Genomic DNA, 25,490 nt, shown 5'->3' on the forward strand with positions numbered 1-25,490 from the left:
CGGAGCAACGGAGCGACAACGCGATGACCGTGCCCACCACACCCCCCGCGCCGACCGCCACCGCGGACGCCGTCCCACGGCACCGGTGCGCGCGGGAGCCCTCGGCCCGCGCCTGCGTCCGCGTCCGTGCCCGCGTGTACCGCCGCCGCCCCGGGCGGGCGGCGTGACAGGGCGCGTCCGGGCCACGGAAGCGGACGTTCCGGCTGCTCGGGACGGCAGCGGGCGCTCCGAGACGCTGAGCGCACTCGTCGACGGGCTGCTGACGGCCGCCGGGCCCGGTGCGGGGACACGGCCCGGCGCCGCCCCGTCCGTGGCCGCCCCGCTGCCCGGTGCCGCCCTGTCCGGTTCCGCGGACGGTCCCGGCGCCCTGGAGCCGCTGCTGCGCGCCGCGCTCGCGGCGCTGGAGGAGGGCGCGGCGCGGCGCGGCGGCCCCGTACCGGCGCTCGAACCCGGCGAGCTGGCCGCGCGCGTCGCCCGGGAGTACGCGGCGGCCCGCGGCACGGAGGCCCTGCCCCGGCTGGCCTCGCTGCTGGCGTACGGCAGCGCCGATCCGGCCGACCCGCTGTGCGCGGCCCATCTGCACTGCCCGCCGCTGGCCGTCGCCGTCGCAGCCGACCTGGCCGTCTCCGCCCTCAACCCCTCGCAGGACTCCTGGGACCAGGCGCCGGCCGCCACCACCCTGGAGACGCTGCTGCTGGCGGAACTGGCGGAGCTGGTGGGCTACGGCGGGGAGGCCGCCGGGGTGCTGACCTCCGGCGGCACCGAGTCCAATCTGATGGGCCTGATGCTGGCCCGCGACCGGGTGCTGGGGCGCGCATCGGGGCGGCAGGTCGAGCTGGAGGGCGTACCGCGCACCGGCCCGCGCCCCCGCGTGTTCACCTCCGCCGCCGCGCACTTCTCCGTCCAGCGCGCCGCCGCCCTGCTGGGTCTGGGCGAGGACGCGGTGGTGCCCGTCGGCATCGACCACGCCCAGCGCATGGACCCCGGCGCGCTGGCCGGCGCCCTGAAGCGGTGCGCGGACGCCGGCGAGCTGCCCGTCGCCGTCGTCGCCACCGCCGGGACCACCGACACCGGCACGGTCGATCCGCTGCCCGAGTGCGCGCGCCTGGCCGCCGAGTACGGCGCCTGGTTCCACGTGGACGCGGCCTACGGCGGCGGCGCGCTGCTGTCGGACCGCCTGGCCCCGCTGCTGGACGGCGTCGAACTGGCCGACTCCGTCTCCCTGGACTGGCACAAGCTGGGCTGGCAGCCGGTCGCGGCGGGCGTGTTCCTCGTCCGGCGCGCGGAGACGTACGCCTCGCTCGCCCGCCGCGCGGTCTACCTCAACCCGCGCGACGACGAGGAGGCCGGCTACCCCAGCCTGCTCGGCCTGTCGCTGCGCACCACCCGCCGCGCGGACGGCTTCTCCATCGCCGTCACCCTGCGCACGCTGGGCCGCGAGGGCCTGGGCCGGCTGGTGGACGCCTGCCACGACCTCGCGCTGGCCGGGGCGGCGGCGGTGCGCGCCCACCCCCGGCTGGAGCTGCACGCCGACCCGGTGCTCACGGCGTTCCTGTTCCGCTACGTACCGCGTGAAGAGGGCCGCGCCGATCGCCGCGCCGATCACAGCGCCGACCCGGCGCGGGCGGACCGGATCAACGCCGCTCTGCGGCGCAGGCTGCTGCGCGAGGGCCGCGCGGTCGTCGGCCGCACCGAGCTGCCGGGCGAGGGGCCGGGCCGGGTGCGGCTGAAACTCACCCTGCTCAACCCGCACGCGACACCCGCCGACGTCGAGCGGCTGCTGCACGCGGTCGCCGAGGCGGGCCTCGCCGAGGAGCGGGCCGAGGCGGGCCTCGCCGAGGAGCGGGCCGAGGCGGGTCTCGCCGGGAAGCGGGCCGGGGAAGGAGCCGGGGAGCGCACCGGTGAACGAGCCGGGAGCCGAGCCGAGGAGGAGCCCCTGTGAACCCGACCCCCCGGGACGGAAACCCGCCGGTGCGCGGCGGCGGCCCGAACGGCGGCCCGTACGACGGCAACGACCCGCTCGACCACCCCGACCCGCAGCGCGCCGCCGGCACCGCCGCGGCCGAGCGGCTGCTGCGCGCGTACGTCCGCGAGACCGGCACCGAGGTGCCGGCCGCCGGGCAGTCGCTGCACCTGGTGCTGCCGCTGAGCAGGATGACGCTGCGCGTTCCGGTGCGCTACCGGTCCGCGACCGGCTGGCACCGCTTCGGCGAGGTGCGCGTCGTCACCTCGGAGCGGGGCGGCAGCCTCCCGGCGGGCATCTCGCTGGCGGCGGCGGGGCTGGTCCGGGAGCACGCGCTGCGGCGCGGCCGCTCCCTGCTCGACGGCGACGACGCGGTGGCCCGGGTGCTGGACTCGGCCCGCCGCACCGCCGTCCATCTGGCCCGGCGCCGCGCGGAGGCCCCGGGCACGGCGGGCCCGACCCCCTTCCTGGACGCCGAGCAGGCGCTGCTGCTGGGCCACCCCCTCCACCCCGCGCCCAAGAGCCGCGGGGAGGCGTCGGACGCCGAACTGGAGGCGTACTCGCCGGAGTTGCGCGGCTCCTTCCCGCTGCACTGGTTCGCCGCGCACCCGGACGCGGTGGTCGGCGAGAGCGCGGACGGCCGTCCCGTCGCCGAGCTGCTGCGGTCCCTGGCGGCGGGCGTGGAGGTGCCCGGCGGCATGGTGCCGGTGCCCGCCCACCCCTGGCAGGCGCGCGAGGCCGCACGCCGCCCGGAGACCGCCGCGCTGCTGGCCGCCGGGCTGCTGCGTCCGCTGGGTCCGGCCGGCCCCGCCTGGTACCCCACCTCCTCGCTGCGGACGGTGCACCGGCCGGACGCGGAGGCGATGCTGAAGCTGTCGCTCGGCATGCGGATCACCAACTCCCGCCGCAACAACCTCCGCGGCGAACTGCGGCTGGGGGTGCGGGCCGCAAGGCTGCTGGCCGCCGGATCGCCGGCCCGCCCCGGGCCGGGCGGGTGGCTGCGCGCCGAGCACCCGGAGTTCGGCATCCTGCGCGACTTCGCCTGGGTTTCGGTGGGCCGCGGCGAGGGCGCCCCGGAAGCGGGACCGGAGACGGGTCTGGAGACGGCGATACGCGACAACCCCTTCCGGGGCAGGAGCCTCCGGGGCGGGAGCCGGAGCCGGAGCGGGAACGGGACCGGCGAGGCGCTGTGCGTGGCCGGCCTGCTCGCCGAGCGCACCGGCCCCGGCGACGGCTCCCCGCCGCCGTACCGCGCCGCGCTGTGCGAGGCCGTGGAGCGCACCGCCCGCGCCCACGGGATCTCCGCCGCCGAGGCGTCCGAGCGCTGGCTGCTGCGCTACCTCGACGTGCTGGCCGTCCCCCTGATCCGCCTCCAGGCCCACCACGGGATCGCGCTGGAGCCGCACCACCAGAACACCCTGGTGGCGCTGGGCGCCGACGGGCTGCCGGTGGCGGGCCGGTACCGCGACAGCCAGGGCTACTACGTCGCCGCCTCCCGCGCCGCCTCGCTGGAGCGGCTGCTGCCGGGCCTGTACGAGGGGGTGGAGCTGGTCTTCGAGGACTCCTTCGTCGACGAGCGCGTCGCCTACTACCTGGGCGTGAGCAACCTGCTGGGCCTGGTGGGCGCGTTCGGCTCGTTCGGCCTGGCCCGCGAGGAGCGCCTGCTGCGCGTGCTGCGCGGTGCGCTGGAGCGGCTGCGCGCCGCCGAGCCCGGCGCCAAGGGCCTGCTGGACCTGCTGCTGGACGCCCCGTCGCTGCGCTGCAAGGCCAACTTCCTGACCTGCGTGGACGGGCTCGACGAGCTGGTCGGCGACGTCCACACCCAGTCCGTCTACATCGACCTTCCCAACCCCCTCGCGGAGGCACAGCGGTGACCGACCACTCCACCCCGCCGCACGGCGTGTACGACCTCGTCGGCGTCGGCATCGGCCCGTTCAACCTCTCCCTGGCCGCGCTCTGCGACGGCGTGCCGGGGCTGGACGCCCTCTTCCTGGACCGCCGGCCCGCCTTCTCCTGGCACCCCGGTCTGCTGCTGGAGGGCACCGTCCTGCAGGTGCCCTTCATGGCCGACCTGGTGACGATGGCCGACCCCACCAGCCGCTGGTCGTACCTGAACTACCTGCGCGAGCACGGACGGCTTTTCCCGTTCTTCTTCTCCGAGCGCTTCCACATCCCGCGCCGCGAGTACGACCACTACTGCCGCTGGGTCGCCGAGCGCCTGCCCTCGTGCCGCTTCGGCTCGGAGGTGACGGCGGTGGAGTGGGACGCGTCGGCCGAGGCGTTCGCCGTCGTCCACCGCGCGCCGGGCGGTTCGGGCGGCGACCGGGAGGAGCGCGTACTGGCCCGGCGGGTCGTCCTCGGCGTCGGCACCACCCCGGTCGTGCCCGAGCCGCTGCGCCCCCTGCTCACGCCCGCGCACGCCGGGCGCGTACTGCACAGCGCCGACTACCGCACCCACCGCGCCGCCCTCGCCGCGGCCGACGACGTGACGGTGGTCGGGGCGGGGCAGTCCGGCGCGGAGGTCGTGCTCGACCTGCTGCGGCGCCAGGACGGCGAGGGGCGCGGCGGCCCGTACGTGCGCTGGCTGGCGCGCACCCCGGCGTTCGCGCCCATGGAGTACTCCAAGATCGGCCTGGAGCACTTCACCCCGGACTACGTGCGCTACTTCCGCACCCTGCCGGAGGCCGTCCGCGACCGGCTGGTGCGCGAGCAGTGGCAGCTCTACAAGGGCGTCAGCGAGCACACCCTCGGCGAGATCCACGACGAGCTGTACGAGCGGACCATCGGCGGCGGCCGGCCACGCGCCGGCCTCCACCCGGGCGTGGAGATCACCGCCGTGCGCCCCGTGGAGGACTCCGGAGGGCGGGGCTACGTGCTGGGCTGCCGCCACACCCGGCAGGGCACGGAGTTCGAGGTGCGCACCTCGGCGGTCGTCGCGGCCACCGGCTACGCGGCCGTACGACCGGCCTGCCTGGACCCGCTGGAGAAGCTCGTCGACTGGGACGCGCGCGGCCGCTACCGCGTCGGCGGCGACTACCGCGTCGCGCTCGACGCGAGCGTCACCGGCGCGCTGTACGTGCAGAACGCCGAGATGCACACCCACGGCGTGGGCGCGCCCGACCTGACCCTCGGCGCGTGGCGGGCGGCGGTGATCCTCAACTCCGCCGCCGGGCGCACCGTGCTGCCCGTGCCCGACCGGGCGGCATGGACGACCTTCGGCGCACCCGAGCCCGAGACCGGGCCCGAACCCGGGGGGCCCGGAGCCCAAGAGCCCGGGGCGCGCACCGGGGAGGCGGCCCGATGAGCGCCGTCCCCCGCGACGCCTGGCGGGAGGCGGGGCGCAGACTGCTGGTCAAGGCCGTCGAGGAGTTCGCCTACGAGGAGCTGCTCGTCCCCGAGCCCGACCCCGCCGCCGGGCCCGCCGGCTCCCCCGGCGCGTACCGGCTGGACCTGGGCGGCGGGGTGTCCTGGTCGTTCCGCGCCGCCCGCGGCTCCTTCGGCTCCTGGCGCCTGGTCCCCGGCACCCTGCGCCGCCACCCCGCGCCCGGCGGCGGCGCGGAGGGGGAGGAGTCCGGCCCCGAGCGGCTGCTGCTCGACGCCCGCGCGGTGCTGGGCTGGGACGGCCCCACCACCGCCGAGGCGCTGCGCGAGCTGACCGCGACCCGCCGCGCCGAGGCCGAGGTCATCGCCCGCGACCTGCCCGCCGCCGCCCTGGCCGACCTGGACCACCTGGAGCTGGAGTCCCACCAGGACGGCCACCCCTGCATGCTGCTCAACAAGGGCCGCCTGGGCTTCTCCGCCTCCGACGCCGCCGCCTACGCCCCCGAGGCGGCCGGCGAGGTGCGGCTGCGCTGGGCGGCCGTCCACACCACCCTGGCCTCGTACGCGGGCATACCGGGCCTGAACGCTCAGGCGCTGCTGTCCGAGGAGCTGGACGCGGCCGTGCGCGAACGTTTCACCGCGGCCCTCGCCGACGCCTGCGCTCAAGGCCCTTACGCCCCGGGCGACTTCGTCTGGCTGCCGGTCCACCCCTTCCACTGGGACGAGGCCGTTGCCACCCTCTTCGCCCCCTACCTCGCCGACGGCCGGATCGTCCCCCTCGGCGAGGGCCCGGACCGCTACCGGCCCCTCCAGTCGATCCGCACCCTCGCCAACCTCGACCACCCCGGCCGCCGCAACGTCAAGGTGCCGCTGCTCATCCGCAACACCCTGGTGTGGCGCGGGCTGTCCACCGAACCGACGCGGGCCGCGCCCGACATCAGCGCCTGGCTGCACGCGATACGCGACACCGACCCCTACCTCCGCGACGAACTGCGCTTCCACCCCCTGGGCGAGGTGGCCTCCGTCGCCGTGCGCCACCCGCTGTACGAGTCGGTGGCCGACGCCCCCTACCGCTACCACGAGCTGCTGGGCGCGGTGTGGCGCGAGCCGGTGACCGCCCTGCTGCGCGACGGCGAGAAGGCCCGCACGATGGCCGCCCTGCTCAAGACCGGCTCGGACGGGAAGGCGCTGGTCGCCGAACTGGTGGAACGTTCCGGCCTGGCCCCGCGCACCTGGCTGGCCCGCTTCCTGGCCGCCCTGCTGCCCGGGCTGCTGCACTGCCTGTACCGCCACGGCATCGCCTTCTGCCCGCACGGCGAGAACACCGTGGTCGTCCACGACGCCCGCGAGGTGCCCGTCGGCATCGCGCTCAAGGACTTCGCCGAGGACGTCAACCTGCTCCCCGGCCGCCGCCCCGAGTACGCCGGACTGCCGCCGCGCGCCGACGCCGTGCTGCTGCGCTGGCCGGCGCGCGAGCTGGCGCACTCGCTGCTGAGCGCCGTCTTCGCGGGCCACTTCCGCTTCCTCGCGCCCCTGGTGGAGGAGCATCTGGGCGTCCCCGAGGCGGACTTCTGGTCCCTGGTGCGCGCCGAGGTCGGCCGCTACCACGACCGCCATCCCGAACTCGCCGACCAGTTCGAGGAGTTCGGCCTGCTCGCGCCCTCCTTCGACCGGGTCGCCCTCAACCGCGAGCAGTTGCTGGGCGGCGGCTTCCACGACCGAGCCGAACGCGACGAGGGCTTCGACGTCGTCCACGGCACCGTCCCCAACCCCCTGGCCGGCGCGGCCCCCCTCTCCGGGTCCGCCGAGCCCGCCGGAACCACCGTGCCCGCCGAACCCGCCGCTTCCACCGAGGAGTCCAGGTGACCGACCCGTACGAGCGGCTGCGCGCCGAGGCCGAGGCGGGGCGCGTCGAGGAGGTGGTCGTCGCCGTGCCCGACCTCCAGGGGCGGCTGATGGGCAGTCGGCTGTCCGTGCCCTACTTCCTGGAGGAGGCCGCCCGCGGCGGCTTCGGCGCCTGCGTCTACCTGCTCGCCACCGACGTGGAGATGGACACCGGCCCCGGCTACGCCATCGACGCCTGGGACAGCGGCTTCGGCGACTTCGTCCTGCGCCCCGACCCGGCCACCCTGCGCACCGTCCTGCCCTGGGACGAGGGCACCGCCCTCGTCCTGGCCGACGCGGTGTGGCCCGTCGGCCCCGGCGGCGGACACGGACCCGGCCACGGCCCCGAACACGGACCCGAGCCGGTCGCCGTCGCCCCCCGCCACGTCCTGCGCACCCAGCTCGACCGGCTGGCCGCCCGCGGCCTGACCGCGTACGCCGGAACCGAGCTGGAGTTCCTCCTGTTCACCGCCTCCTACCGCGAGGCCTGGGAGCGCCGCTACACCGGCCTGCGCCCCGCCGCCCGCTACAACACCGACTACTCCCTCCAGGGCCTGGAGGAGGTCGAGCCGGTCGCCCGCCGCATCCGCCGCGCGATGACGCGCGCCGGGCTGCGGATGGAGACCGCGCGCGGGGAGTGCCACCCGGGCCAGTACGAGATCGTCTTCCGCTACGACGAGGCGATGGCCACCTGCGACAACCACGTCCTGTTCAAGGACGGCGCCAAGCGGATCGCCGCCGCCGAGGGCGCCTCGCTGACGTTCATGCCGAAGTTCGACGAGGGCGAGGGCAACTCGTGCCACGTCCACCTCTCCCTGCGCGGCACCGACGGCACGCCCGTCCTGGCCGACCCGTCCGCCGGCGACGGCATGTCGGAGCTGATGCGGCACTTCATCGCCGGGCAGCTCGCCTGCCTGCCCGACCTGGCCCTGCTGATGGCGCCCAACGTCAACTCCTACAAGCGCCTCCAGCCCGGCGCGTTCGCACCGACGGGCATCGCCTGGGGCCGCGACAACCGCACCTGCCCGATACGGGTGGTGGGCTCGGGGCCGTCCCTGCGCATCGAGCACCGCGTCCCCGGCGGCGACGCCAACCCGTACCTGGCCGTCGCCGCCGCCGTCGCCGCCGGGCTGTACGGCATCGACAACCGCCTCCCCCTGCCGCCGGAGCACACCGCCAACGCCCTTGCCGACCCGGCCGTCCCCCGCCTGCCCGCCACCCTCACCGAGGCCCTGCACCGCTGGGAGGGCAGCGGCATCGCGGCCGAACTCTTCGGCAAGGAGACCGTCGCCCACTACGCGCGGGCCGCCCGCGCCGAACTGTCCGCCTTCGAACGCGCGGTCACCGACTGGGAGCGCGTACGCGGCTTCGAGCGCCTTTGAGCCCGTCTGCGGGACCGTGTGCCGCGCCGCCGGGATGCCAGGAACTCACCAGGGACGCGGTGGAGCCGCCGGCGGCGGGGCGTTCGGGGGCGGCGGGGCGTTCGGCGGCAGCGGCGCATTCGGCGGCGGCGTCCAGCCGCGCCACAGCGGAAGGGCCGCGGGCAGGGCGAGCGCCGTGACGAGCCCGGCCTGGACGAGGATGTACCCGGGGGACGGGTACGGGGATACCAGGGCGTTGCCCACGTAGACATGGTCCTTCGCGAACAGGGAGCCCAGAAGGAAGTACAACTCGGGGCCGTAGTAGGAGGCGATGGCCACGACCGTGGAGAGACGCGCCCGCGCTCCGCGCAGACCGGCCGACGTCGCGGCGACGCACAGCGCCCCCATCGGGAGGACGGCGCAGAGGGCCGCGGGCAGCCCACTGGCGTCCACCGCGGTCACGTCCGTCTCCGGCAGCGCCACGAACAGCATGAAGAACAGACCCGCCAGCGCCGCCCCGGTGATGTAGGTCAGCCGGTTCGCGGCGGCCGCCGTCGGCGTCATCCCCCTCAGGGCCGCCCGGTGCGGCCACAGCCGCAGCCCCAGTCCGGCCAGGAGCAGCACGGTGGCCGCCAGCCCCAGCAGCGCGTACACATCGGCGTGGGTGGCCAGCAGGGCCAGGCCGAAGGCCAGGTAGTAGACGCCGCTCCCGGCGACCAGGCCCCGGCCCACCGCGCCCTTCGTCCCCGGCCGGTCCAGCAGAAGGGCCCCGGTCAGGAGCAGCGCCGAGCGCAGCAGGAAGAACACCGCGCCGACGAGGTTCGTCTCCATCACGGCCGACGCCTCGGAGAACACACCGGCCACGACGGCCACGGCGGCGAGGGCCGGGGGCACCCTCCTGTCCAGGAGCCAGCCGGGCCGGGGGAGCCGGGGGACGGTGGTGTCGGCCGACCGGGACCACAGCGATCCCCGTGCCGGCGCGGTGACGGGTATCTCGAACTCGCCCAGCCGGTTGACGATGTTGACCGAGCCGCGCAGCGGCCCGGAGTGCTCGGCGAGCGCCCCGGGGTCGACGCCGATCCTGACCCATCCGCCCGACGGATCGAAGGGGCCGCTGTGCTCCACGGTGATCCAGCCCGCCGTGGTGGTGGCCTGGAAGACGCGTGCCAGGGGCGAGCCCACCAGCCGTACCGTGTGCGTGGCCGGCGGCCCGGCGGCCCCCGCCGGCCCTCCGCCCCCGCCTCCGGCTCCGGCTCCGACTCCGAATCCGCCCTCCGCCGCCGCTCCCAGCTCGACACGGTCGGGGACGGCCTTGAGCTGCGCCTCCTGCAGAGCGGCGGTCGCGGCCGCGGACACCTCCTTGCTGTCGTCCCCGGTCAGCCGGTGCAGCAGGTCCATGGCACCGACCGCCCGCTCGACGTCGTCGTCGAGCAGGATCCGCCGCAACTCCCGCACCCCCGCCAGCCGGTCGGCGGGGGCCTGCCCGTCCGTACGGGCGACCAGGTCGGCGGGAAGGGGCGCGCCCTTGAGCCGGGCGGACAGCGGAACCCAGCCGACGACCAGCTTGCCGGAGGCGTCCACCCACTTCTGCGGGGTCTGGTGCCTGGTGGTGGCGCGCACCCGCGCGTAGACGTAGTCGTACAGCTCGTCCAGGTCGACCAGGCCGTCCCCGCCGGTGTCCGCCTCGCCGGTGCGCAGCCCGTGGACGAGCGCGCCGGTGAAGACCGACGGCCCGTGCCGGTCCGTCCGGGCCAGCCGGTCGTCCTCGAAGGCGTACTCCGTGGCGCCGGAGGCCGTGATGACCATCCGGCCCCGGCCGTCGCCCGCGCCGTCGGCCCCGGACGCCGCCGCCGGGAAGGCGCTCTCCCCGTCGATCGCGTCCGCCGCACGGGCCCGTACGCCCCGGGAGAAGGCCCCTCCGTAGCAGCAGTCGAGGAACAGGGCGATCCGCCGGGCGCGGCTCTCGGTCATCTCCTGGTCGACGAAGCGGGCGGAGACCGCCGTCGCGGACAGCCGGGTCGGCACGGTGTCCGCGCCGGCGAAGTACAGCGCGCCGGACGCGCCCTTCAGTCCGTGGCAGGAGAAGTGGAGCAGCAGGAAGTCGTCCGGCCTGCGGTCGGCGAAGAAGTTCGCGATCTCCCGCCGGACGACGTGGGCGGGCTGGTTGCGGACCACCGTGACCTGGAACCGGCCGATCTGCGGATCGGCCAGCACGGACTCCAGGGCCCGGGCGTCGTGGGCCGGGGCCGCCAGGCGGCTCAGCCCCTCGTGCTCGTAGACGTCGTTGGCCACGATCAGAGCGTGTCGTCCCGCCACCGCGGTCAGCTCCTCTCCGGCTCGGAGGGAGCGGACGGAGCGGATGGAGCGGGGGAAGCGGGGGCATGGGCCCGGAGCCACGCGTCGACGATCCGGTCCTGGGTCTCGGCCGAGACGCCGGTGACCTTCAGGGTGTCGCCGTCGATCGTCAGCTCGGCGGTACGGTCGGCGGCTCCGGAGTCCGCGCCCCTGGTCAGCCAGTGCCGGACCGTCGTCACCAGCTCGTGCAGGGCGACGGGCGCCTGTGCGAGGGTCACCAGCAGACCGCCGATCTCCGCCACGTCCACCGCCCGGGTCCCGTCCGGGGCCGGCCCCGCGCTCACCGCATCGACCCGTTCGACGTCCAGCTCCAGCAGTTCCTCGCGTAACGCCGAGGTCGCCAGCTCCAGGCGGTCCGCGTCCTCGCCGTCCGCTCCGCGCAGCCGCAGCAGCACCCGATTGCTCATAACCGTTCCCTCCCCGTTCGGGCACGGCCCGTCACACGCGGACGCGTCGGCTTCCCGCCGTCGGCCGTGTCCCGCCGACAGTAGACCTCCCCGGCTTCCCACCGGCGCGAAACCGGCATGCCCGAAGCCGGAGCCGGTGGATTCCGCCGCGGGGGGAAGCACGGTCGCCCCGCGACGCGGGACGCGTCACCGGCGCGCATGCCGACGCTTCCCGGACATGGCGACGGGGAAGATTTCACGGAACGTGCATCAGGCGCCACGCCGGGTCGTTACAGTCTGACCGCACGTCCGCGATTCCGCGGCCGCCGGCCGGTGGGGAGAGGTCCGGCGGGGCAGTCAGCCGACTGCCGGGAGAAGTGGACGGCGACCGAGCACATCGCCGGATCCGGGGGGACCACATGGAGATCGAACTCGCCGAAGCCGTCGCCGCCGTGCGCGACGGCCTGATGGAGGCCGCGTCCCGCGGCGCGGGCCAGGACATCGCCTTCGAGGTCGGCCCGATCGAGATGGAGTTCCAGGTCGAACTCCGGCAGGAGGTCCGGGGGAAGTCGGGCCTGCGCGCATGGGTCCTCACGGCCGACGCCGAGGGCGGTCTGTCCCGGGGCCGCGGCCACCGCGTGGCCCTCACCCTCACCCCCCGCCGGGCCGACGGGCGTGCCGTACTGGTCTCGGACGAGGGCGAGGTCCCTGTTCCCGGGTCCTTCCCCGAGGGCATGACGCGCTCTCCCAGGCGCTGACGGCAGACGGGGCCGTCTTCCCCGGCCGCCGGGCCGGGGTGCCGGTTGTGGAAGTGCCGCTGAGCGGCGGAGAGGTCCGGGGGGATGGACAGCGAGCGCGTTGTGCACGTGGTGGCCGAGAGAGGGCGGGGCTCAGGGTGCGAGATCCTGCCCGGTCTCGTCCTGACCGCCGCCCACACCGTGGAGGAGACGGACTCGTGGGTCCGGGTGCGCAGGCAGGGGGCGGAGTCGGTGCACACGGGGCGGGTCGTGTGGCGCGGCATGTCCCGCGACGCGCACCCCCGCGACCCGAAGGGGTGGAACGAGCGGGGTGTCGACGCGGCCCTGATCCATGTGGCCGGGTGGAAGGAGTCTCCCGCGGGCCGACGGCGGTCCGCGCCGGACCGGCCGCGCTGGGGGCGCATCGTCGGGGAGCGGGACCGCGTGGAGTGCCGTGTGTGGGGGTTCCCGTACGCGGAACACCGTCCGGGTGAGAGCACCCAGGTCCTCGGCACGATCAATCCGGGCAACGGCTTCGTCGGCGGCACCTACGTGGTCGACTGCGACACCACCCCACCGTCCCCGGCCGAGGGTTCGCCGTGGCGGGGGGTCTCCGGGGCGGCCGTGTTCTGCGGAGATCTCCTGACGGGCGTCGTCTTCGCCGAACTGCCGGGGCACCGGCCCGCCCGGCTGGAGGCGGAAACGGCCACCGCCCTGCTCCGGGCGGAGGGTTTCCTGGACACCGTCAACCGGTACGGGCCGCCGGGCATCCATGTCCTCGAGCCCGTCGAGTACGCGGACTTCGCCGATCGGGACCACGGTCCCGGCCTGGTCCAGGCTCCCTCCTCGGTCATCGAACTGCTCCACCCCGCCCGGGGAATCGTTCCCTTCGGCGGGCGCGACGAAGACCTGGCCCTCCTGCGCGAGTGGTCGCGGCGGCCCGGACCGGGAGCGGCTCTGGTCCACGCCCCCGGCGGCCGGGGGAAGACCCGTCTGGTTCTGGAGTTCTCCCGTGAACTGGCTTCGGGAGAGGAGGACTGGGCGGTCCTCTGGCTGGGTTCCGGAAGCCCCGGCGACATCCGCCGGATGCCGTCGCCCACGGTTCCACTGCTCGTGGTGGTCGACGGCGCCGACAGCCGCGTGGAGGAGGCCGCGGCAGCGGTGGAGTTCGCCGCGCGGAACCGGGGCGTCCCGGTCAAGGTCGTGCTGACGGCACGGTCGGACGGCTGGTGGACCAGCCGGCGGGAGAGCGAGGCGTCCCTTCCCGTCGCGGCCCTCATGAGCAGAACGCTGAAGATTCCCCTGCCGGGTCTGGAGACGGACGCCGAGACGCAGCGGCGCTCGTTCCGCGAGGCCGCCCTCGCGTTCTCGTCGGTCCTGGAGCACATGCCCGGCTGGGAGCGCACCGGCGAGGGATCACCCTCCTGGCGGGACCTGGCCGAAGGGCTTGCCCCCATCGAACCCGGCGGACACCTCAGCTCCCCCCTCACCCTGCACATGGCCGCCCTGGTGAGCCTCCTCGACGCCGCCGGCTCCGGCGAACCGTCGCCCTCACCCGTCTTCGGACCCGGCGACGGCACCGCGGCGGTGGAGGAGCAGCTGCTGGCTCACGAGCGGTCGCACTGGCTGCGCGTGGCCGCCGCCCACGGGGTGGGCCGGCCCGTACTGTCGAACGACGCCCTGCTCGACGCGGTCGTGGGAGCGGTCGTGCTGTACCCGCGGGACCGGAGCCAGGCCGGTACTCTCGTCCGACGCGTGCCCCGGCTGTCGGACCAGAGTGAGGACCGGCTCGGCTCGGTGCTCTCCTGGCTCCGGGCCGTCCTTCCCTCCCCGGACGGCCGTCCTGTCGGCGACCTGCAACCCGACCGGCTGGCCGAGCGCTTCGTCGGCGGTCGGCTGGAGGAGTACCCGGAGCTCGCCGACAGCCTCCTGCCCGGTGCCGCATCCGACCAGGCCGCCCGGTTCCTCACCCTCACCACCCGCGCGGCCGTCCGCGGCATCCTCGACAAGAACCACCTGACCGGCTGGTGCGTCCGCCACCGGCACGTCCTGGTCCTCCCCGCGATCACCGTGGCCACCGGAGTGGAGGACCCCGAGCCGCTGCTGGATGCGCTCGGGGCGATCGTCGACGACCCCGGCACACCCCTGACCGATCTGGAACACCTGGCCGCGCACCTGCCCAGGATCTCGTACAACCTCGCCCCCTGGGCCCTGCGGCTCCACCAGCGGATCGTCCAGGTCCACCGCGAACAGGCCGACGGCTCCCCGGAGCATCGGGCTCGGCTCGCCGTGGCCCTGCGGGAGCTGGCCAAGCGCCTGGGTCACATGGGGCGGCGGGAGGAGGCCCTCCGGACGAACCAGGAGGCCGTCGACCTGTGGCAGGCCCTGCCCGAGCACCTTCCGGAACGCCGGTCCGAACTGGGCGCCTGCCACAACAACGCGGCCATGTGGCACAGCGCGCTCGGTCAGCGGAGGGAGGCGCTCCAGGCCGCCCGCACGGCCGTCGGGCTGATGCGCGAGGAAGCCCGGTCCGGGGACCCGGCGGCGCTCGACCACCTGTCGCGGGGGCTGACGTCGCTGGCCTCTGCCGAGAGCGAACTCGGCGACCACCGGACCGCCCTGCGGATCGCCGAGGAGTGCTTGGAGATCCGCCGGGGCCTGTGCGAACGGCACGGGCAGGAGGAGCAGTTCGTCTCCCTCCTTGCCGACGGCCTGCACAACACGGCTGTCTACCTCATGGAGTGCGGCCGGTGGAAGGACGCCCTGAAGGCGGCGGACGAGGCCGTCGCCATCCACAATGCCTTGGCCACCGACAACCCCGACGCGTTCCGGCCCGGCCTGGCCCTGGCACTCACCACCCTTTCGGGTGCCGCCCGCCTCATGGGACTCAGGGACCGGGCGCTGGAGGCCGCCCGCGAGGCCATCGCCATCCGCCGCGAGCTGAGCGACGCCCGGCCGGAGACGTACCGGGCCGACCTCGCCAACACCCTCAACGCCCTCTCCATCGACCTGGGGGAACTGGGGCTGCACGGCGAGGCGCTGGAGGCCGCCAGAGAGTCGGTGAAGACGTACCGCGAGCTGGCCGGCAAGCACCCCCGGGCTCATACCTACAGCCTTCCCTTGTCCCTGAACACCCTGGCCAACAGCCTGCTCAGCCACGAGCGCCCGGACCTGGCGCTGGAGGCCGCCGAGGAGGCCGTCAGGAGGTTCGGGAAACTGACCGAGGAGCATCCGGGCGCATTCCGCGCCGAACTCGCGATGGTCCTCGTCACCCTCGCCCAGGGACTCGAAGGCGTGGGCAGGCTGGAGGACACCCGCGACGCCCTGGAGAGGTCCGCGTCGATCTACCGGTCACTGGCCGCCACCGCTCCGGCCGCCTTCCGTCCGGGTCTGGCCGTCTGCCTCAACAACCTCTCCGCGCTGCTGTTCCGGACCGGGGAGCTGGAGACCGCCCTGCGCACCGTCGAGGAGGCCATTGACGTCAACACCCGGCTGGCACGGGGGAAGGCCGCCGCCTTCGCGGACATCCTCAACAAGAACTGGCTGGTCAAGTACAGATGCCTGGTCGGTCTGGAACGGTTCGGGGACGCGATGACGGCGGGGGAGAAGGCCGTGCGCGGACTGCGTTCCCTGGCCGGGTCCGCACCCGAACGGTACGAGGCCGACCTGGCGATGATCCTCTCCTCCACCGGAATCCTGCTGCAGTTCGCCGGGCAGCCCGAACAGGCCCTCCGCCGGGCGAAGGAGGCCGTGGAGGTGAGCCGCCGGCTCATGGGCCGCGATCCCGGCCGCCACCGTCCCCTGCTCGCGGAACACCTGGAGAAGCACGGCAACCAGTTGTTCGCGCTGGGCCGGCTCAGGCAATCCCTCGCGGCCGCCGAGGAGGTGCTCGAACTCCGCCGCGAGGTGCTGGAGCACCAGGGCAACGCCACCACCCCGCCCACGCAAGTGCAGGCGCAGGCGCAGGTACAGGCGGCTCAGGCGGCGCTGACGTTCGGGATCCGCCTGCTGCACTGCGGTCGCCGTGCCGACGCCCTGCCGCCGACCCAGGAGGCCGTGGACGGGTTCCAGGTACTCCACGCGGACGCCCCGGACACATACGCCGCGTCCCTGGCCTCGGCACTGTCCCAACTGGCCGCCCTGCTCTTCCATGCCGGAGACGGCGGGGCGGCCCTCGAAACCGGCGCCCGGGCGGTGGACGTCAGCCGCTCGGTGGCCGACCCGGACACGGCCGCCTCCGCCACAGCGGCGGCGTCCTCCACGTACGGCATGATCGCGGCCGAACTGGGCGAGGGGAACGCCCTGGGCCTCCTGGCAGAGGCGGTCGACCTCTGCAGGGCCTGCGCGGAGCCCACCGGGCCGGTCGGCGAGATACAACTCGCCCAGACGCTGACGTACTTCGGACAGCGTCTGGCCGCGGTCCCCGAACGGCACCCGGAGGCACTCCGGGCCTCGGAGGAGGCCGTCACCATCCTCCGCCGCCTCGTCGACGCCTTCCCCCTGCTCCGCTCGGCCACGGCCACGGCACTGGCGAGCCACGGCCTCCGTCTCGCCGAGGCCGGACGGGCACGGGAAGCTGCCGACACCACGAAGGAAGCTCTGGAACTCGCCCGGCTGCTCACACACCAGGACCGCCTGGCCCACCGGGACGCGCTCGCCCGGGCCCTCTCGGCGTTCGCCCGCGCCCGGCTCCTGACCGGGGACCGCTCCGACCTCGCCAGGGAGGCAGCGGCCGAGGCCGTGACCCTGCTGGAGCGGATCGCGCGGGACGAGCCGGCCGCGACCGAGCCGTACCTGCGCGAAGCGCGGGACACCTACGACCGCCTGCGGCGGTAGACGGCACGACCTGCCGATCGGGCAGTTGCGGAAGCCCAGTGGCTCCAACGCACAGAGCGGCAACCGCGTGGAGGCCGCGGAGACACCCGGTGCCGCCGGCATCGCCGTCCGCGACTCCAAGAACTCGGACATCCCTCCGGCCGTGTCTCCCGGCCCGCCCGGGCCGCGTTCCCCTCGGCGGTGTCACGGGACACGGTCCCCACCGCGTGAAGGGCGGGCGTGTCCCGGCTGGAGCGCTACGGCCCTGGTTATCAGCACCCCGGAGGGATCGTCACCACCGCCGGTGCACGGTCGCCTTGCTGCCGGTCACCAGGCTTGCCGGCGGAACGTCATCGGCCACGACCGCGCCGGCGGCGACCACGGCGTCACGGCCGATGCTGACGCCGGGCAGGATCGTGGCGCCTGCACCGATCCACACGTTCTCCGCGACGTCGATGGGTGCGCCGGTGAGATACAGCCGTCGCTCCTCGGGGTCGACCGGGTGACCGCTGGTGATGAAGGTGACCTTCGGGCCGATCATCACGCGCTCGCCGAGCCGGATGCCGGCGTAGTCCAGGAACGTGCAGTTCTGGTTGATGAACACGCGCTCGGCGAGGTCGAGGTTGAGGCCGTGGTCCGTGTAGAAGGGCGGATAGATCGTGACTCTCGACGGCAGCGGCTTGCCGAGGATCTGTTCGAACAGTTTCGCTCTGCCGGCTTCGTCATCGAAAGGCAAGGCGTTCAGGCGGGAGGTGAGCTCGGTGACCCGCAGGACCCTCTCGGCCATGGCCTGGAACTCGGCGCTGTGGATGCGCATCAGACGATCGCTGGACATGCCACGCCCCCTTCCGGTGTGACGGTGACCGGACCCGCTGGGCGGTCGCTTTCGAAGAGTGTCCGCGGAGACGGGAACGAGGGACGTCCATGATCATTCCGTGACGGACAACCCGGCCCTCCTCGCGGCGGAACTCTATGCGACGACCGACGGCCTGCTGGGGAAACGCCCGGATCCGGCGCCGTGACGACCGGCCGCGGGGATCACGCCGCAGCCCACCGCAGCCCACGCCCAGGCCCTCCCGCCCTTCGCAGCGCGGGGTGTGTACGCCGACGGCGGGCAGGGCTTCCGTGTCACCGCCCGGTTTCCGCGGCGGCCCTTCCCCTCGACGTCCTGTGCAGCATCAGTGCCACCCCGCTGAGCAGTGACACCGCGGCGGTGAGGACCAGCAGCGTCCCCAGCCCCAGGCCGGCCAGGTAGCCGGCGAACGTGGCGCCGGCGACGAGGCCGAGTACCGGTTCGGAGAGTTCCAGGTCCTGCCGGATGCCGGGCAGCGTCAGACCGCAGGCGTACCGGGCCATGCCGAAGGCGACCCCGACCACCGTCGCTCCGGCCAGGCCGACCCGGCTGCCCGCGGAGAGCGTCACGAGTGCCCCCTGTCCTGTTGCCCTGCGGCCGTACACCGGAGCCGCTGCCCGACGCGGCGGAAGGGACCGGAGGAGATCCGGTCGAACCTTTCATCCCGGTTTGAGGTTACATCGGCGGTTCGTCGGCGCTGAGGGGCAGGACCGGCCCGGCGGGCCCCCGTTCAAGCCGTTACGGCAGGTCGTCAGGCCGGCCGGCGGGCAGGCCGGAGCGGGCGGGTGTCCGTGCTCGGCTCTCCGGCCGGTAGCCGTCGTAGTCGTTCCATCCGGCGGCCCGGTCCAGTTCCTCCCAGGTGGGCCAGGCCGCGCCCGTCGTCCGGCGGACGAGTTCGCCGGGCAGGCTGAACGGCGGGGCCTTGTGCGGTTTGGCGAGGGCCTGGCCGACGACCGTGTCGTGGAGGACGGCCGCCGCGTGCAGGCGGGGCAGCACGGCGTGGACGCGGTCGGCGTGGCCGGGCGGAAGGGCGTGCGGGTCGTCGAGGCCGAGGTCCAGTGCGGCCCCCGCCGTCACCAGGGCGATCTCCGGGCGCTTGCGCATCGCGAGGTCGTGGTGGAGGTGGAGGGCGATCGCGTCCCAGACGATCTCGACCCGGTCGGCGGGCATCCCGCGCTCGGTGAGGAAGCGGGCGGCCAGGTCCGCGCCGTCGAGATCGAAGGACTGGTCGCCGTCGCCCTCCGGGGTGAGTCCCGCATCGTGCAGGACGCAGCCCAGGAAGAGGAGTTCGTCGTCGTAGTCGCGGCCGGGCAGCAGGCCGCGCCGTTCGCCGGAAGCGCGCCCGTGGAGGTAGGTCCGGAGGCTGTGGTTGAAGATCGCCGGATGCTCGGTCCGCTTCGCGTGGCGAAGGGCCTCCAGCGCCAACTCGGTGCGTGGCAAAGGAAGTTCCTCGTAAGCGTCCGTCATGTCATCCCTCCTGGATGCCGGGGGCGGGGGTCTTGCGGATGCGGCGCAGGGCGAGCAGTCCGCCGACGCCGGGGACGAGGGCGTACCACCGCGCGCCCGCGTCCGCGGTGGTCGCGGCCTGCCAGGCGGCGGCGATGACGACCAGGTACGCGGTGCCGTGCAGCGGGCCGGCGAGCGAGGTGACCGGCCGCGCGTGGACGGTGAGCAGGTTGGCCGGCAGGACGGCCAGGGTGGCGGCCTCCGCGCCGGCGGCGATCCGCAGGGTGCGCACGCCGGTCACGCCCCCGTGGTGGAGCCGGGGCGGACGATCATCAGGACGACGACGACCGCCCACAGCAGGTTGAAGACGCCGGTGAGCATGGACAGCCGGGCCGCCGCCGAGCGCGTTCCCCCGTCGTCCGCCGCCGTACGCGCCCCCGCGCCGCCCGCCGGCCGGAGCATCCGCCGCTGGCCGGGGACGATCGCCAGGACCAGGACGGCCGCGGCGAGCGCGGTCAGGACGAGCGAGGCGACCAGCCATGCGTCGGTGAGGACGCCGAGCCGCGCACCCGTGGCGATCCCGAAGACCGGGACGGCGATGCCGGCGACGGCGTAGTTCCGGCAGATCCGGTGCAGGAACGCGGCGATACCCGCGTCCCGCCCCTCCCCCGGCTCCCCGGACGCAGCGGCCGAAGCGGCGGCCTGCCGCGCGTGGCGCGGGAAGAGGGAGGCGGCGACGGTGATCGGTCCGATCACCACGATCGCCGCCAGGACGTGGACGGACAGCAGCACCTTGGTCACCGCGGTCTCCTCGCTCCGGGATGAATACGTTGGCTGCCAATACATAGCACGGCTACGCAGCGCTTGTGTAGGCTGCCTACTCATGAAGGCCGACGCCGTACGCGGACATCTGGACGGACTGCTGCTGGCCGTGCTCGAACCGGGGCCGCTGCACGGGTACGCGATCATCACCGCCGTGCAGCGGCGCAGCGCGGGCGCGCTCGAACTGCGCACCGGCACGGTCTACCCCGCGCTGAACCGCCTGGAGCGGACCGGACTGCTGCGCAGCAGCTGGGACTCCGCCGGCGAGCGGAAGCGGCGCCGCTACGAACTCACCGACGCCGGACGGCGCGCGCTGGCCGAGGAGCGGACGGCCTGGCAGGCGTTCACGGCGGCGATCGGTTCCGTCCTGGACCCCGCCCCGCACCCCGGGCACGCCGGATGAGCGGCGCCGGACGGCGGACGGGTCCCGCCGGGGAGCGCCCCGAGGAGTACGCCGACGAGTACGCCGCGGCCCTGGCGTCCGCCCTGCGCGGCCCGGTCCGCGCCAAGGCCCGTCTGGTGGCGGAGATACGCGAAGGCCTGGCCGACACGGTGGCCGCGTACGCCGACGAGGGGCTGCCCCGCGACCTCGCCGTCCGGCGGGCCGTGCGCGAGTTCGGCACCGTGGCGGAGGTGGCTCCCGCCTGCCAGCGGGAACTGACCGTCGCCCAGGTCCGCCACACCGCCCGCGCCGTCGCCCTGGCCGCCCCGCTCCCGGCCGTCTGCTGGTACCTGCTCCTGGTCATGGGGCACGGCTCTCAACTGCCGCTGGCCACAAGGCTGGTGACGCTTCCCCTGGCCGGGGTCGCGGCCGCCGCCGCGCTGCTCGCGACGGCCGCACTGGCCGCCACCGGCCCCCTCGCCCGGCGGCTGCCCACCCCGCGCCGGCTCCCCCGGGCGACCGCCTGGGCCGGCACCGCGGCCGGTGTGTGCCTGGGCGTGTCCGCGCTCACCCTCGCGGCGTCCTCCCCCCTGTCGGGGAACTGGCCGCTGGTCGCGCCGGCGGGCGCCCTCGCCGCCGCGCTCCACACCGTGGTGGCGTCCTCCGCCCGCGCCTGCCGCGACTGCGCCCGCGCGTGACCGCCCCTCCGGCGGCACTCGCAACTCCGTTCCCCCGGTACCCCTTTCGTGCCGTTCGTCGCCGAAAGCGAGAAGTCGACACATCTCCTTTCCAGACTTGAGGGAGCGGGCCGTCCGGCCCGTGCGCACCACATCGACCGCGAGTGACCGCAAGGGGGAAAAATGACGAAGACGACCGGGAGGACGAGGAGAATCGCGCGTACGGCCGCCGTACTCGGCGGCGCGTTCCTGCTCGCCCTCACCACCGCCGCGCCGGCTTCGGCGACCGTGACGCGCTACCACGGCAGCGACGCCGCCCAGGCGACCGCCTACGCGATGCGCGCCTACGACGGCGAGCGCGACGGCAACGGCGTCTACGCCGACGCCTACCTGGCCAACGGCGCCCACGTCTCCCAGTGGGACGGCAACGGCGCGGACGGGAACTGGGGCCCGTGGGCGAGCTACAGCTCCCGCATCAAGCAGTTCCGGGTCTGCGAGGACCACGTGGGCTGCTCCGGCTGGACCTACTGGCCGAGCTGACCGGCACACCCGGCGCCCGTACCCACGGCCCGCCCCACCCGGGGCGGGCCGCTCACGCTCCCTCGGGGCCGCCCGCCTCAGCGGCACCCCGCCGCACCGCCCACCGGGGCCTGCCGGGCGGTGCGGGGGAAGAGTCCCAGGCATTCGTCCCGGCGGATCCCCTCGTGCACCTCCAGCCGCGGATGCCCGGCCCGCACCACGTCGCGGGCCCGGAGGTCGATCTGCCGTCAGGTGAACGTCTCGCCGGGGTGATCGGAGGCCCAGCTCCGGGCGTCCTCCCGGGTGGCGCCGAAGGCGATGCCCCTCGTCGATCTCCCGGGCCGTCGTCCCGCCTCCAGAGGCCGCTTCTGAAGCGGACGTATGGAACTCCCTTCCGCGGATGGGCGGAAAGGCACCGGCTCGGCGGGGTCGGGCGGCGGCTTTCAGCCGCTCCGTGTGAACGGCGCGCAAACCCGGTCACAGGCCGGCCGGGCGGGTGGCGGGGCCGCGGAAGGTGGCGCGATAGCCGGTGGGGGTGACGCCGAGGGTGCGCTGCATGTGCTGGCGCAGCGAGGCGGCCGTGCCGAAGCCGGTGTCGGCGGCGACCCGGTCGACGGACAGGTCGGTCTCCTCCAGCAGTTGCCGGGCCCGCTCGATGCGCTGCCGGTTCAGCCACTGAACGGCGGTGACGCCCACCTCCTCCTTGAAGCGGCGGGTGAAGGTGCGCACGCTCATCGACTCGCGCGCGGCCAGTTCGGCCAGTGTGATGGGCCGGTCCAGGTTCTCCAGCGCCCAGGCCCGGGCGGTGCCGGTGGAGGAGCGGCGCGGTTCGGCGACCGGGCGCGGGATGTACTGGGCCTGCCCGCCGTCGCGGTGCGGCGGTACGACCGTGCTGCGGGCCGCCCGGTTGGCGACGGCCGCGCCGTGGTCGCGGCGGATCATGTGCAGGCACAGGTCGATCCCGGCGGCCTCGCCCGCGGAGGTGAGCACGTCGCCCTCGTCGGTGTAGAGGACGTTCGGGTCGAGCCGTACGGCCGGGTGGAGCCGCCGGAAGTGCTCGGCGGACTTCCAGTGGGTGGTGGCCCGGCGGCCGTCGAGGAGCCCTGCGGCGGCCAGCACGAAGGCGCCGGTGCAGACCGAGGCGATCCGGGTGCCGGGCCGGATGCGGGCGAGGGCGTCGGCGAGCGCGGCGGGCAGCCGCCCGTCCGGGTACGTCTCGTCGTCCTCGTGGCTGGCCGGGACGACCACGGTGTCGGCCTCGGCGAGGGCCTGCGGGCCGTGCCCGACGTGGACGGGGAAGTCGGCGTCGGTGCGGATCACGCCGGGGGCGGGCGCGCAGGTCACGACCTCGTACAGCGGTGCGCCGGAGGCCGACTCGGCCGCGCGGAACAGCTGGTGGACCAGGCCCAGCTCCATCGGCAGCACCCCGTGGCGGACCAGGACGGCCACCCTGTGCCGTCCCGGGTGCGTGAAGACGTCCATGGCCGGATTCTTCCAGATGTCGTCCATCCGGCCACTCGTTCGGGCCGGCCGGTCCGAACAGCATCGGAGGCATGACGCACACGACCCGCACCACCACCGAGGACGTCCGCACCGGCCGGGCCGCTCCGCGCACCGCCCGTGGGCGGCGCGTGCACCGGGCCTGGTGGGTCGCCGCCGTGGCCGCACTGGCCGTCATGGGCGCGGGCGCCTTCGCCACCATGCCCGGGCTGCTGGTCGAGCCGCTCCACCGCGACCTGGGCTGGTCGCGCGGCTCCATCGGCCTCGCGGTCTGGGTGAACATGGCGGCCTCCGGGCTGGTCGCTCCCTTCGCCACCGCGCTCATGGGCCGCTTCGGGCTGCGGCGCGTCGCCGCCGGGGCGCTGGCGGCCGTCGCCGCCGGGGCGGCGCTCACCACGGTCATGACCCAGCCCTGGCAACTGGCCCTCTACTGGGGCCTGCTGGTGGGACTGGGCTGCGGCTCCGTGGCGATGGGCTTCGCGGCCGTGGTGGTGGAGCGCTGGTTCGCCGCCCGGCGCGGCCTGGTCACCGGTCTGCTGACGGCGGCGAGCGTCTTCGGCCAGTTCGTCTTCCTGCCGCTGCTGTCCTGGTCCATCGAGCGGTACCAGTGGCGCCCGACCACGGTGACGGTCGCGCTGGCGGCGCTCGCCCTGGTCCCGCTGGCGGGGCTGCTGCTGCGCGACCACCCCGCCGATCTCGGCCTGCGCCCCTACGGCGCCCGGGAGTACGCACCCCGCCCGGCACCGGCCCCGGGCGCGGCCCGCCACGCGCTGCGGGTACTGCGCTCGGCGGCCCGTACCCGCCCGTTCTGGCTGCTGGCGGGCACCTTCGCCGTCTGCGGCGCGTCCACCAACGGGATCATGTGGAGCGGTTTCGTGCCCGCCGCCCACGACCACGGCATGCCGCCCACCGTCGCGGCCTCGCTGCTCGCGCTCATCGGGATCTTCAACGTGGCGGGCACGGTCGTCTCCGGCTGGCTCACCGACCGCCACGACCCGCGCCTGCTGCTCGCGCTCTACTACGGGATGCGCGGGGTCTCGCTGCTGCTCCTGCCCTCCCTCCTGGGGCCGGAGGCCGACTGGCCCCTGATCGTCTTCGTGGTCTTCTTCGGACTGCTCGACGTGGCCACCGTCCCGCCGACGATCGCCCTCTCGGCCGTCCGCGAGATCTACGGGGAGGGCGCCGGCGCGGTCGTCTTCGGCTGGACGCTCGCCTTCCACCAGCTCGGCGCCGGAGTGATGGCGTTCACCGGCGGCGTCCTCCGCGACGCCCTCGGCTCCTACGACGCCGCCTGGATCGTCTCCGGTGCGCTGTGCGGGGCGGCGGTACCGATGGCGCTGGCGATCGGCGGGCCGGCCCGGCGCGCGGGCTCGCGCCCGTGAGGGGAGGCCGGGCCGTGGCCGGACGGGTGGCGTACGGGCGGCATCCGCGCCTGGCCGCGGCGTCGCGCAGGACGCCCCGCCGACTACGAAGCGGTGTTCGAGCGCACGGCCGATCGCGTCCTGGACGCCTTCGAGCGCGGCGGCTCCGGCGGCGGGGACGCTCCCCGGAGTGCGCGACGGGGCGCGTCGTAGTACAGGGCCACAATCCGTTCGTAACTTTTCCGCTCACCGGCAGATATGCACGGCGGACGGCGATCTGCCGTGACCGGATGAAGGACGAGAGGAGAAGCACGGTGAGGCGGAACCGGACGATGCGCTGGTGCGGGGTGGCGGCGGGGGCCGTCGTGATGGCGGTCGCGCTGCCTGGCGGGGCCGCGTCGGCCTGGGCCGACGAGACCCATCACGGATCGCACAACGGGCCCACCGTCGCGCTGATCTCCACGGGGCAGATCGACGACCCGATGGAGGACGTGCTGGAGCACGCAGCCCTCGTCCAGCGGGACCACCACACGGGCTGAGCCCGGACTCGGACACCGGCTCCGGAGCGAGGGAGCCGGTCCTGCCCGGTGGGTTCGGACGGAGCCGGGCGGGACCGTCGCGCCGGAGGCGGCGGAGGCCGGGGCACGCACACGCGCCGCCCCCGGCCTCCCGGCTGTCCGGGTCCGGAAGGCAGGAGGCCCGAAGGCCGCCGGCCCGGCCCCGGACAGCCGAGAGCCCGGCGGAAAGCGGCTGTGGGGGCCGCTTTCCGCCGGGCAGGTGCACCACCCGGGTTACGTGTCGGGGGCCGGCGACGCGGGACCCGCGTACCGTCCGGCCGTCCGTCAGACGCGGACCTTCGCGCGGTCCACGGCGGCGACACCCACCGCGGCCAGGCCGATCTGGATGAACAGCTCGATCCAGTCGACACCGCGGGTGTCCGCGACACCGATTCCGGCCGCGATGAACGTACCGATCAGGGCGGCGGCGATACCGACCACGATCGTCCACAGGACACCGATGTGCTGGCGGCCCGGCAGGACCAGCCGCCCCAGCACACCGACGACGACGCCGATGACGATCGCGGTGATGATGCCGGTTATCTCCATGA

At 74.9% G+C, this 25,490-nt stretch carries 21 protein-coding genes and 1 pseudogene; 13 read left to right on the forward strand and 9 right to left on the reverse strand.

Annotation, left to right across the window (positions count from 1 at the left end; translation table 11 throughout):
- Nucleotides 1-322 precede the first annotated feature (322 nt).
- Genes BMY40_RS07605 through BMY40_RS07625 form a run of 5 tightly spaced genes read left to right on the forward strand, consistent with a single transcriptional unit; the run spans nt 323 to nt 8,550 of the window.
- Nucleotides 323-1,942, forward strand: coding sequence for a pyridoxal phosphate-dependent decarboxylase family protein (locus tag BMY40_RS07605; RefSeq protein WP_093657740.1), 1,620 nt, complete (start codon nt 323-325; stop codon nt 1,940-1,942).
- Nucleotides 1,939-3,837: an IucA/IucC family protein gene (locus BMY40_RS07610; RefSeq protein ID WP_093656906.1), complete on the forward strand. Its 1,899-nt coding sequence runs from the start codon at nt 1,939-1,941 to the stop codon at nt 3,835-3,837. The genes BMY40_RS07605 and BMY40_RS07610 overlap by 4 nt, the downstream gene beginning before the upstream one ends.
- Nucleotides 3,834-5,267, forward strand: coding sequence for a lysine N(6)-hydroxylase/L-ornithine N(5)-oxygenase family protein (locus tag BMY40_RS07615; RefSeq protein WP_093656908.1), 1,434 nt, complete (start codon nt 3,834-3,836; stop codon nt 5,265-5,267). The genes BMY40_RS07610 and BMY40_RS07615 overlap by 4 nt, the downstream gene beginning before the upstream one ends.
- Complete coding sequence (locus BMY40_RS07620) at nt 5,264-7,150, forward strand: IucA/IucC family protein (protein WP_093656910.1); 1,887 nt, start codon at nt 5,264-5,266, stop codon at nt 7,148-7,150. The genes BMY40_RS07615 and BMY40_RS07620 overlap by 4 nt, the downstream gene beginning before the upstream one ends.
- Complete coding sequence (locus BMY40_RS07625) at nt 7,147-8,550, forward strand: glutamine synthetase family protein (protein ID WP_245769936.1); 1,404 nt, start codon at nt 7,147-7,149, stop codon at nt 8,548-8,550. The genes BMY40_RS07620 and BMY40_RS07625 overlap by 4 nt, the downstream gene beginning before the upstream one ends.
- Nucleotides 8,551-8,595: 45 nt before the next feature.
- On the opposite strand, the gene BMY40_RS07630 is transcribed toward BMY40_RS07625, so the two are convergent.
- A complete protein-coding gene (locus BMY40_RS07630; RefSeq protein ID WP_177213917.1) occupies nt 8,596-10,845 on the reverse strand; it encodes a caspase family protein in 2,250 nt (749 codons plus the stop codon).
- A 5-nt stretch (nt 10,846-10,850) separates the two neighbouring features.
- Nucleotides 10,851-11,291 (reverse strand): hypothetical protein, encoded by a 441-nt coding sequence (locus BMY40_RS27980; RefSeq protein WP_177213918.1) that lies wholly within the window; start codon nt 11,289-11,291, stop codon nt 10,851-10,853.
- 398 nt (nt 11,292-11,689) lie between these two features.
- On the opposite strand from BMY40_RS27980, the gene BMY40_RS07635 reads away from it, so the two are divergent.
- The 3 genes and pseudogenes from BMY40_RS07635 to BMY40_RS29130 form a co-directional block, all read left to right on the forward strand.
- Nucleotides 11,690-12,028: a trypco2 family protein gene (locus BMY40_RS07635; RefSeq protein WP_093656914.1), complete on the forward strand. Its 339-nt coding sequence runs from the start codon at nt 11,690-11,692 to the stop codon at nt 12,026-12,028.
- Between the two features lie 84 nt (nt 12,029-12,112).
- Entirely contained in the window at nt 12,113-16,843 is a 4,731-nt protein-coding gene (locus BMY40_RS07640; protein WP_093656916.1) for a tetratricopeptide repeat protein, read from the forward strand.
- Nucleotides 16,844-16,868: 25 nt separating this feature from the next.
- Nucleotides 16,869-16,970 (forward strand): annotated as a pseudogene (locus BMY40_RS29130) (DUF397 domain-containing protein); the annotation flags it as partial.
- A gap of 144 nt (nt 16,971-17,114) precedes the next feature.
- On the opposite strand, the gene BMY40_RS07650 reads toward BMY40_RS29130, so the two are convergent.
- From BMY40_RS07650 to BMY40_RS07670, 5 genes are all read right to left on the reverse strand, one after another.
- Nucleotides 17,115-17,657, reverse strand: a complete 543-nt coding sequence (locus BMY40_RS07650) for a sugar O-acetyltransferase (RefSeq protein ID WP_177213919.1) — start codon at nt 17,655-17,657, stop codon at nt 17,115-17,117.
- Nucleotides 17,658-17,950: 293 nt separating this feature from the next.
- On the reverse strand, nt 17,951-18,244 hold the full coding sequence (locus BMY40_RS28255; RefSeq protein ID WP_218158249.1) for a YbfB/YjiJ family MFS transporter: 294 nt from the start codon (nt 18,242-18,244) through the stop codon (nt 17,951-17,953).
- A 169-nt stretch (nt 18,245-18,413) separates the two neighbouring features.
- A complete protein-coding gene (locus tag BMY40_RS07660) occupies nt 18,414-19,142 on the reverse strand; it encodes an HD domain-containing protein (RefSeq protein ID WP_093656920.1) in 729 nt (242 codons plus the stop codon).
- A gap of 1 nt (nt 19,143) precedes the next feature.
- Nucleotides 19,144-19,422, reverse strand: coding sequence for a hypothetical protein (locus BMY40_RS07665; protein ID WP_425443085.1), 279 nt, complete (start codon nt 19,420-19,422; stop codon nt 19,144-19,146).
- Entirely contained in the window at nt 19,419-19,922 is a 504-nt protein-coding gene (locus BMY40_RS07670; protein ID WP_093656922.1) for a DUF2269 family protein, read from the reverse strand. Before BMY40_RS07670 ends, BMY40_RS07665 begins: the two co-directional genes overlap by 4 nt.
- Nucleotides 19,923-20,004: 82 nt before the next feature.
- Between BMY40_RS07670 and BMY40_RS07675 the strand changes: the two genes are divergently transcribed.
- The 3 genes from BMY40_RS07675 (at nt 20,005) to BMY40_RS07685 (ending at nt 21,542) form a co-directional block, all read left to right on the forward strand.
- A complete protein-coding gene (locus tag BMY40_RS07675) occupies nt 20,005-20,346 on the forward strand; it encodes a PadR family transcriptional regulator (RefSeq protein WP_093656924.1) in 342 nt (113 codons plus the stop codon).
- The gene (locus tag BMY40_RS07680) at nt 20,343-21,023 is read left to right on the forward strand and encodes a permease prefix domain 1-containing protein (RefSeq protein ID WP_093656926.1); all 681 of its coding nucleotides are present in this window, start codon (nt 20,343-20,345) and stop codon (nt 21,021-21,023) included. Before BMY40_RS07675 ends, BMY40_RS07680 begins: the two co-directional genes overlap by 4 nt.
- Nucleotides 21,024-21,185: 162 nt before the next feature.
- Nucleotides 21,186-21,542: a hypothetical protein gene (locus tag BMY40_RS07685; RefSeq protein WP_093656928.1), complete on the forward strand. Its 357-nt coding sequence runs from the start codon at nt 21,186-21,188 to the stop codon at nt 21,540-21,542.
- A gap of 456 nt (nt 21,543-21,998) precedes the next feature.
- On the opposite strand, the gene BMY40_RS07690 is transcribed toward BMY40_RS07685, so the two are convergent.
- Nucleotides 21,999-23,030 carry a GlxA family transcriptional regulator gene (locus tag BMY40_RS07690; RefSeq protein ID WP_093656930.1) on the reverse strand — a complete coding sequence of 344 codons (1,032 nt, stop codon included), beginning with the start codon at nt 23,028-23,030 and terminating at the stop codon, nt 21,999-22,001.
- Nucleotides 23,031-23,074: 44 nt separating this feature from the next.
- Here BMY40_RS07690 and BMY40_RS07695 point away from each other — a divergent pair, with 44 nt between their 5' ends.
- Together BMY40_RS07695 and BMY40_RS07700 are read left to right on the forward strand one after the other, a co-directional pair.
- Nucleotides 23,075-24,403 carry an MFS transporter gene (locus tag BMY40_RS07695; RefSeq protein WP_093656932.1) on the forward strand — a complete coding sequence of 443 codons (1,329 nt, stop codon included), beginning with the start codon at nt 23,075-23,077 and terminating at the stop codon, nt 24,401-24,403.
- Nucleotides 24,404-24,714: 311 nt separating this feature from the next.
- Nucleotides 24,715-24,921, forward strand: a complete 207-nt coding sequence (locus BMY40_RS07700; protein WP_093657746.1) for a hypothetical protein — start codon at nt 24,715-24,717, stop codon at nt 24,919-24,921.
- A 303-nt stretch (nt 24,922-25,224) separates the two neighbouring features.
- Here BMY40_RS07700 and BMY40_RS07705 read toward each other — a convergent pair whose 3' ends face one another.
- Entirely contained in the window at nt 25,225-25,488 is a 264-nt protein-coding gene (locus tag BMY40_RS07705) for a GlsB/YeaQ/YmgE family stress response membrane protein (RefSeq protein ID WP_093656934.1), read from the reverse strand.
- Nucleotides 25,489-25,490 lie beyond the last annotated feature (2 nt).

This window comes from Streptomyces radiopugnans (assembly GCF_900110735.1).
Taxonomy (GTDB): Bacteria; Actinomycetota; Actinomycetes; order Streptomycetales; family Streptomycetaceae; genus Streptomyces; species Streptomyces radiopugnans.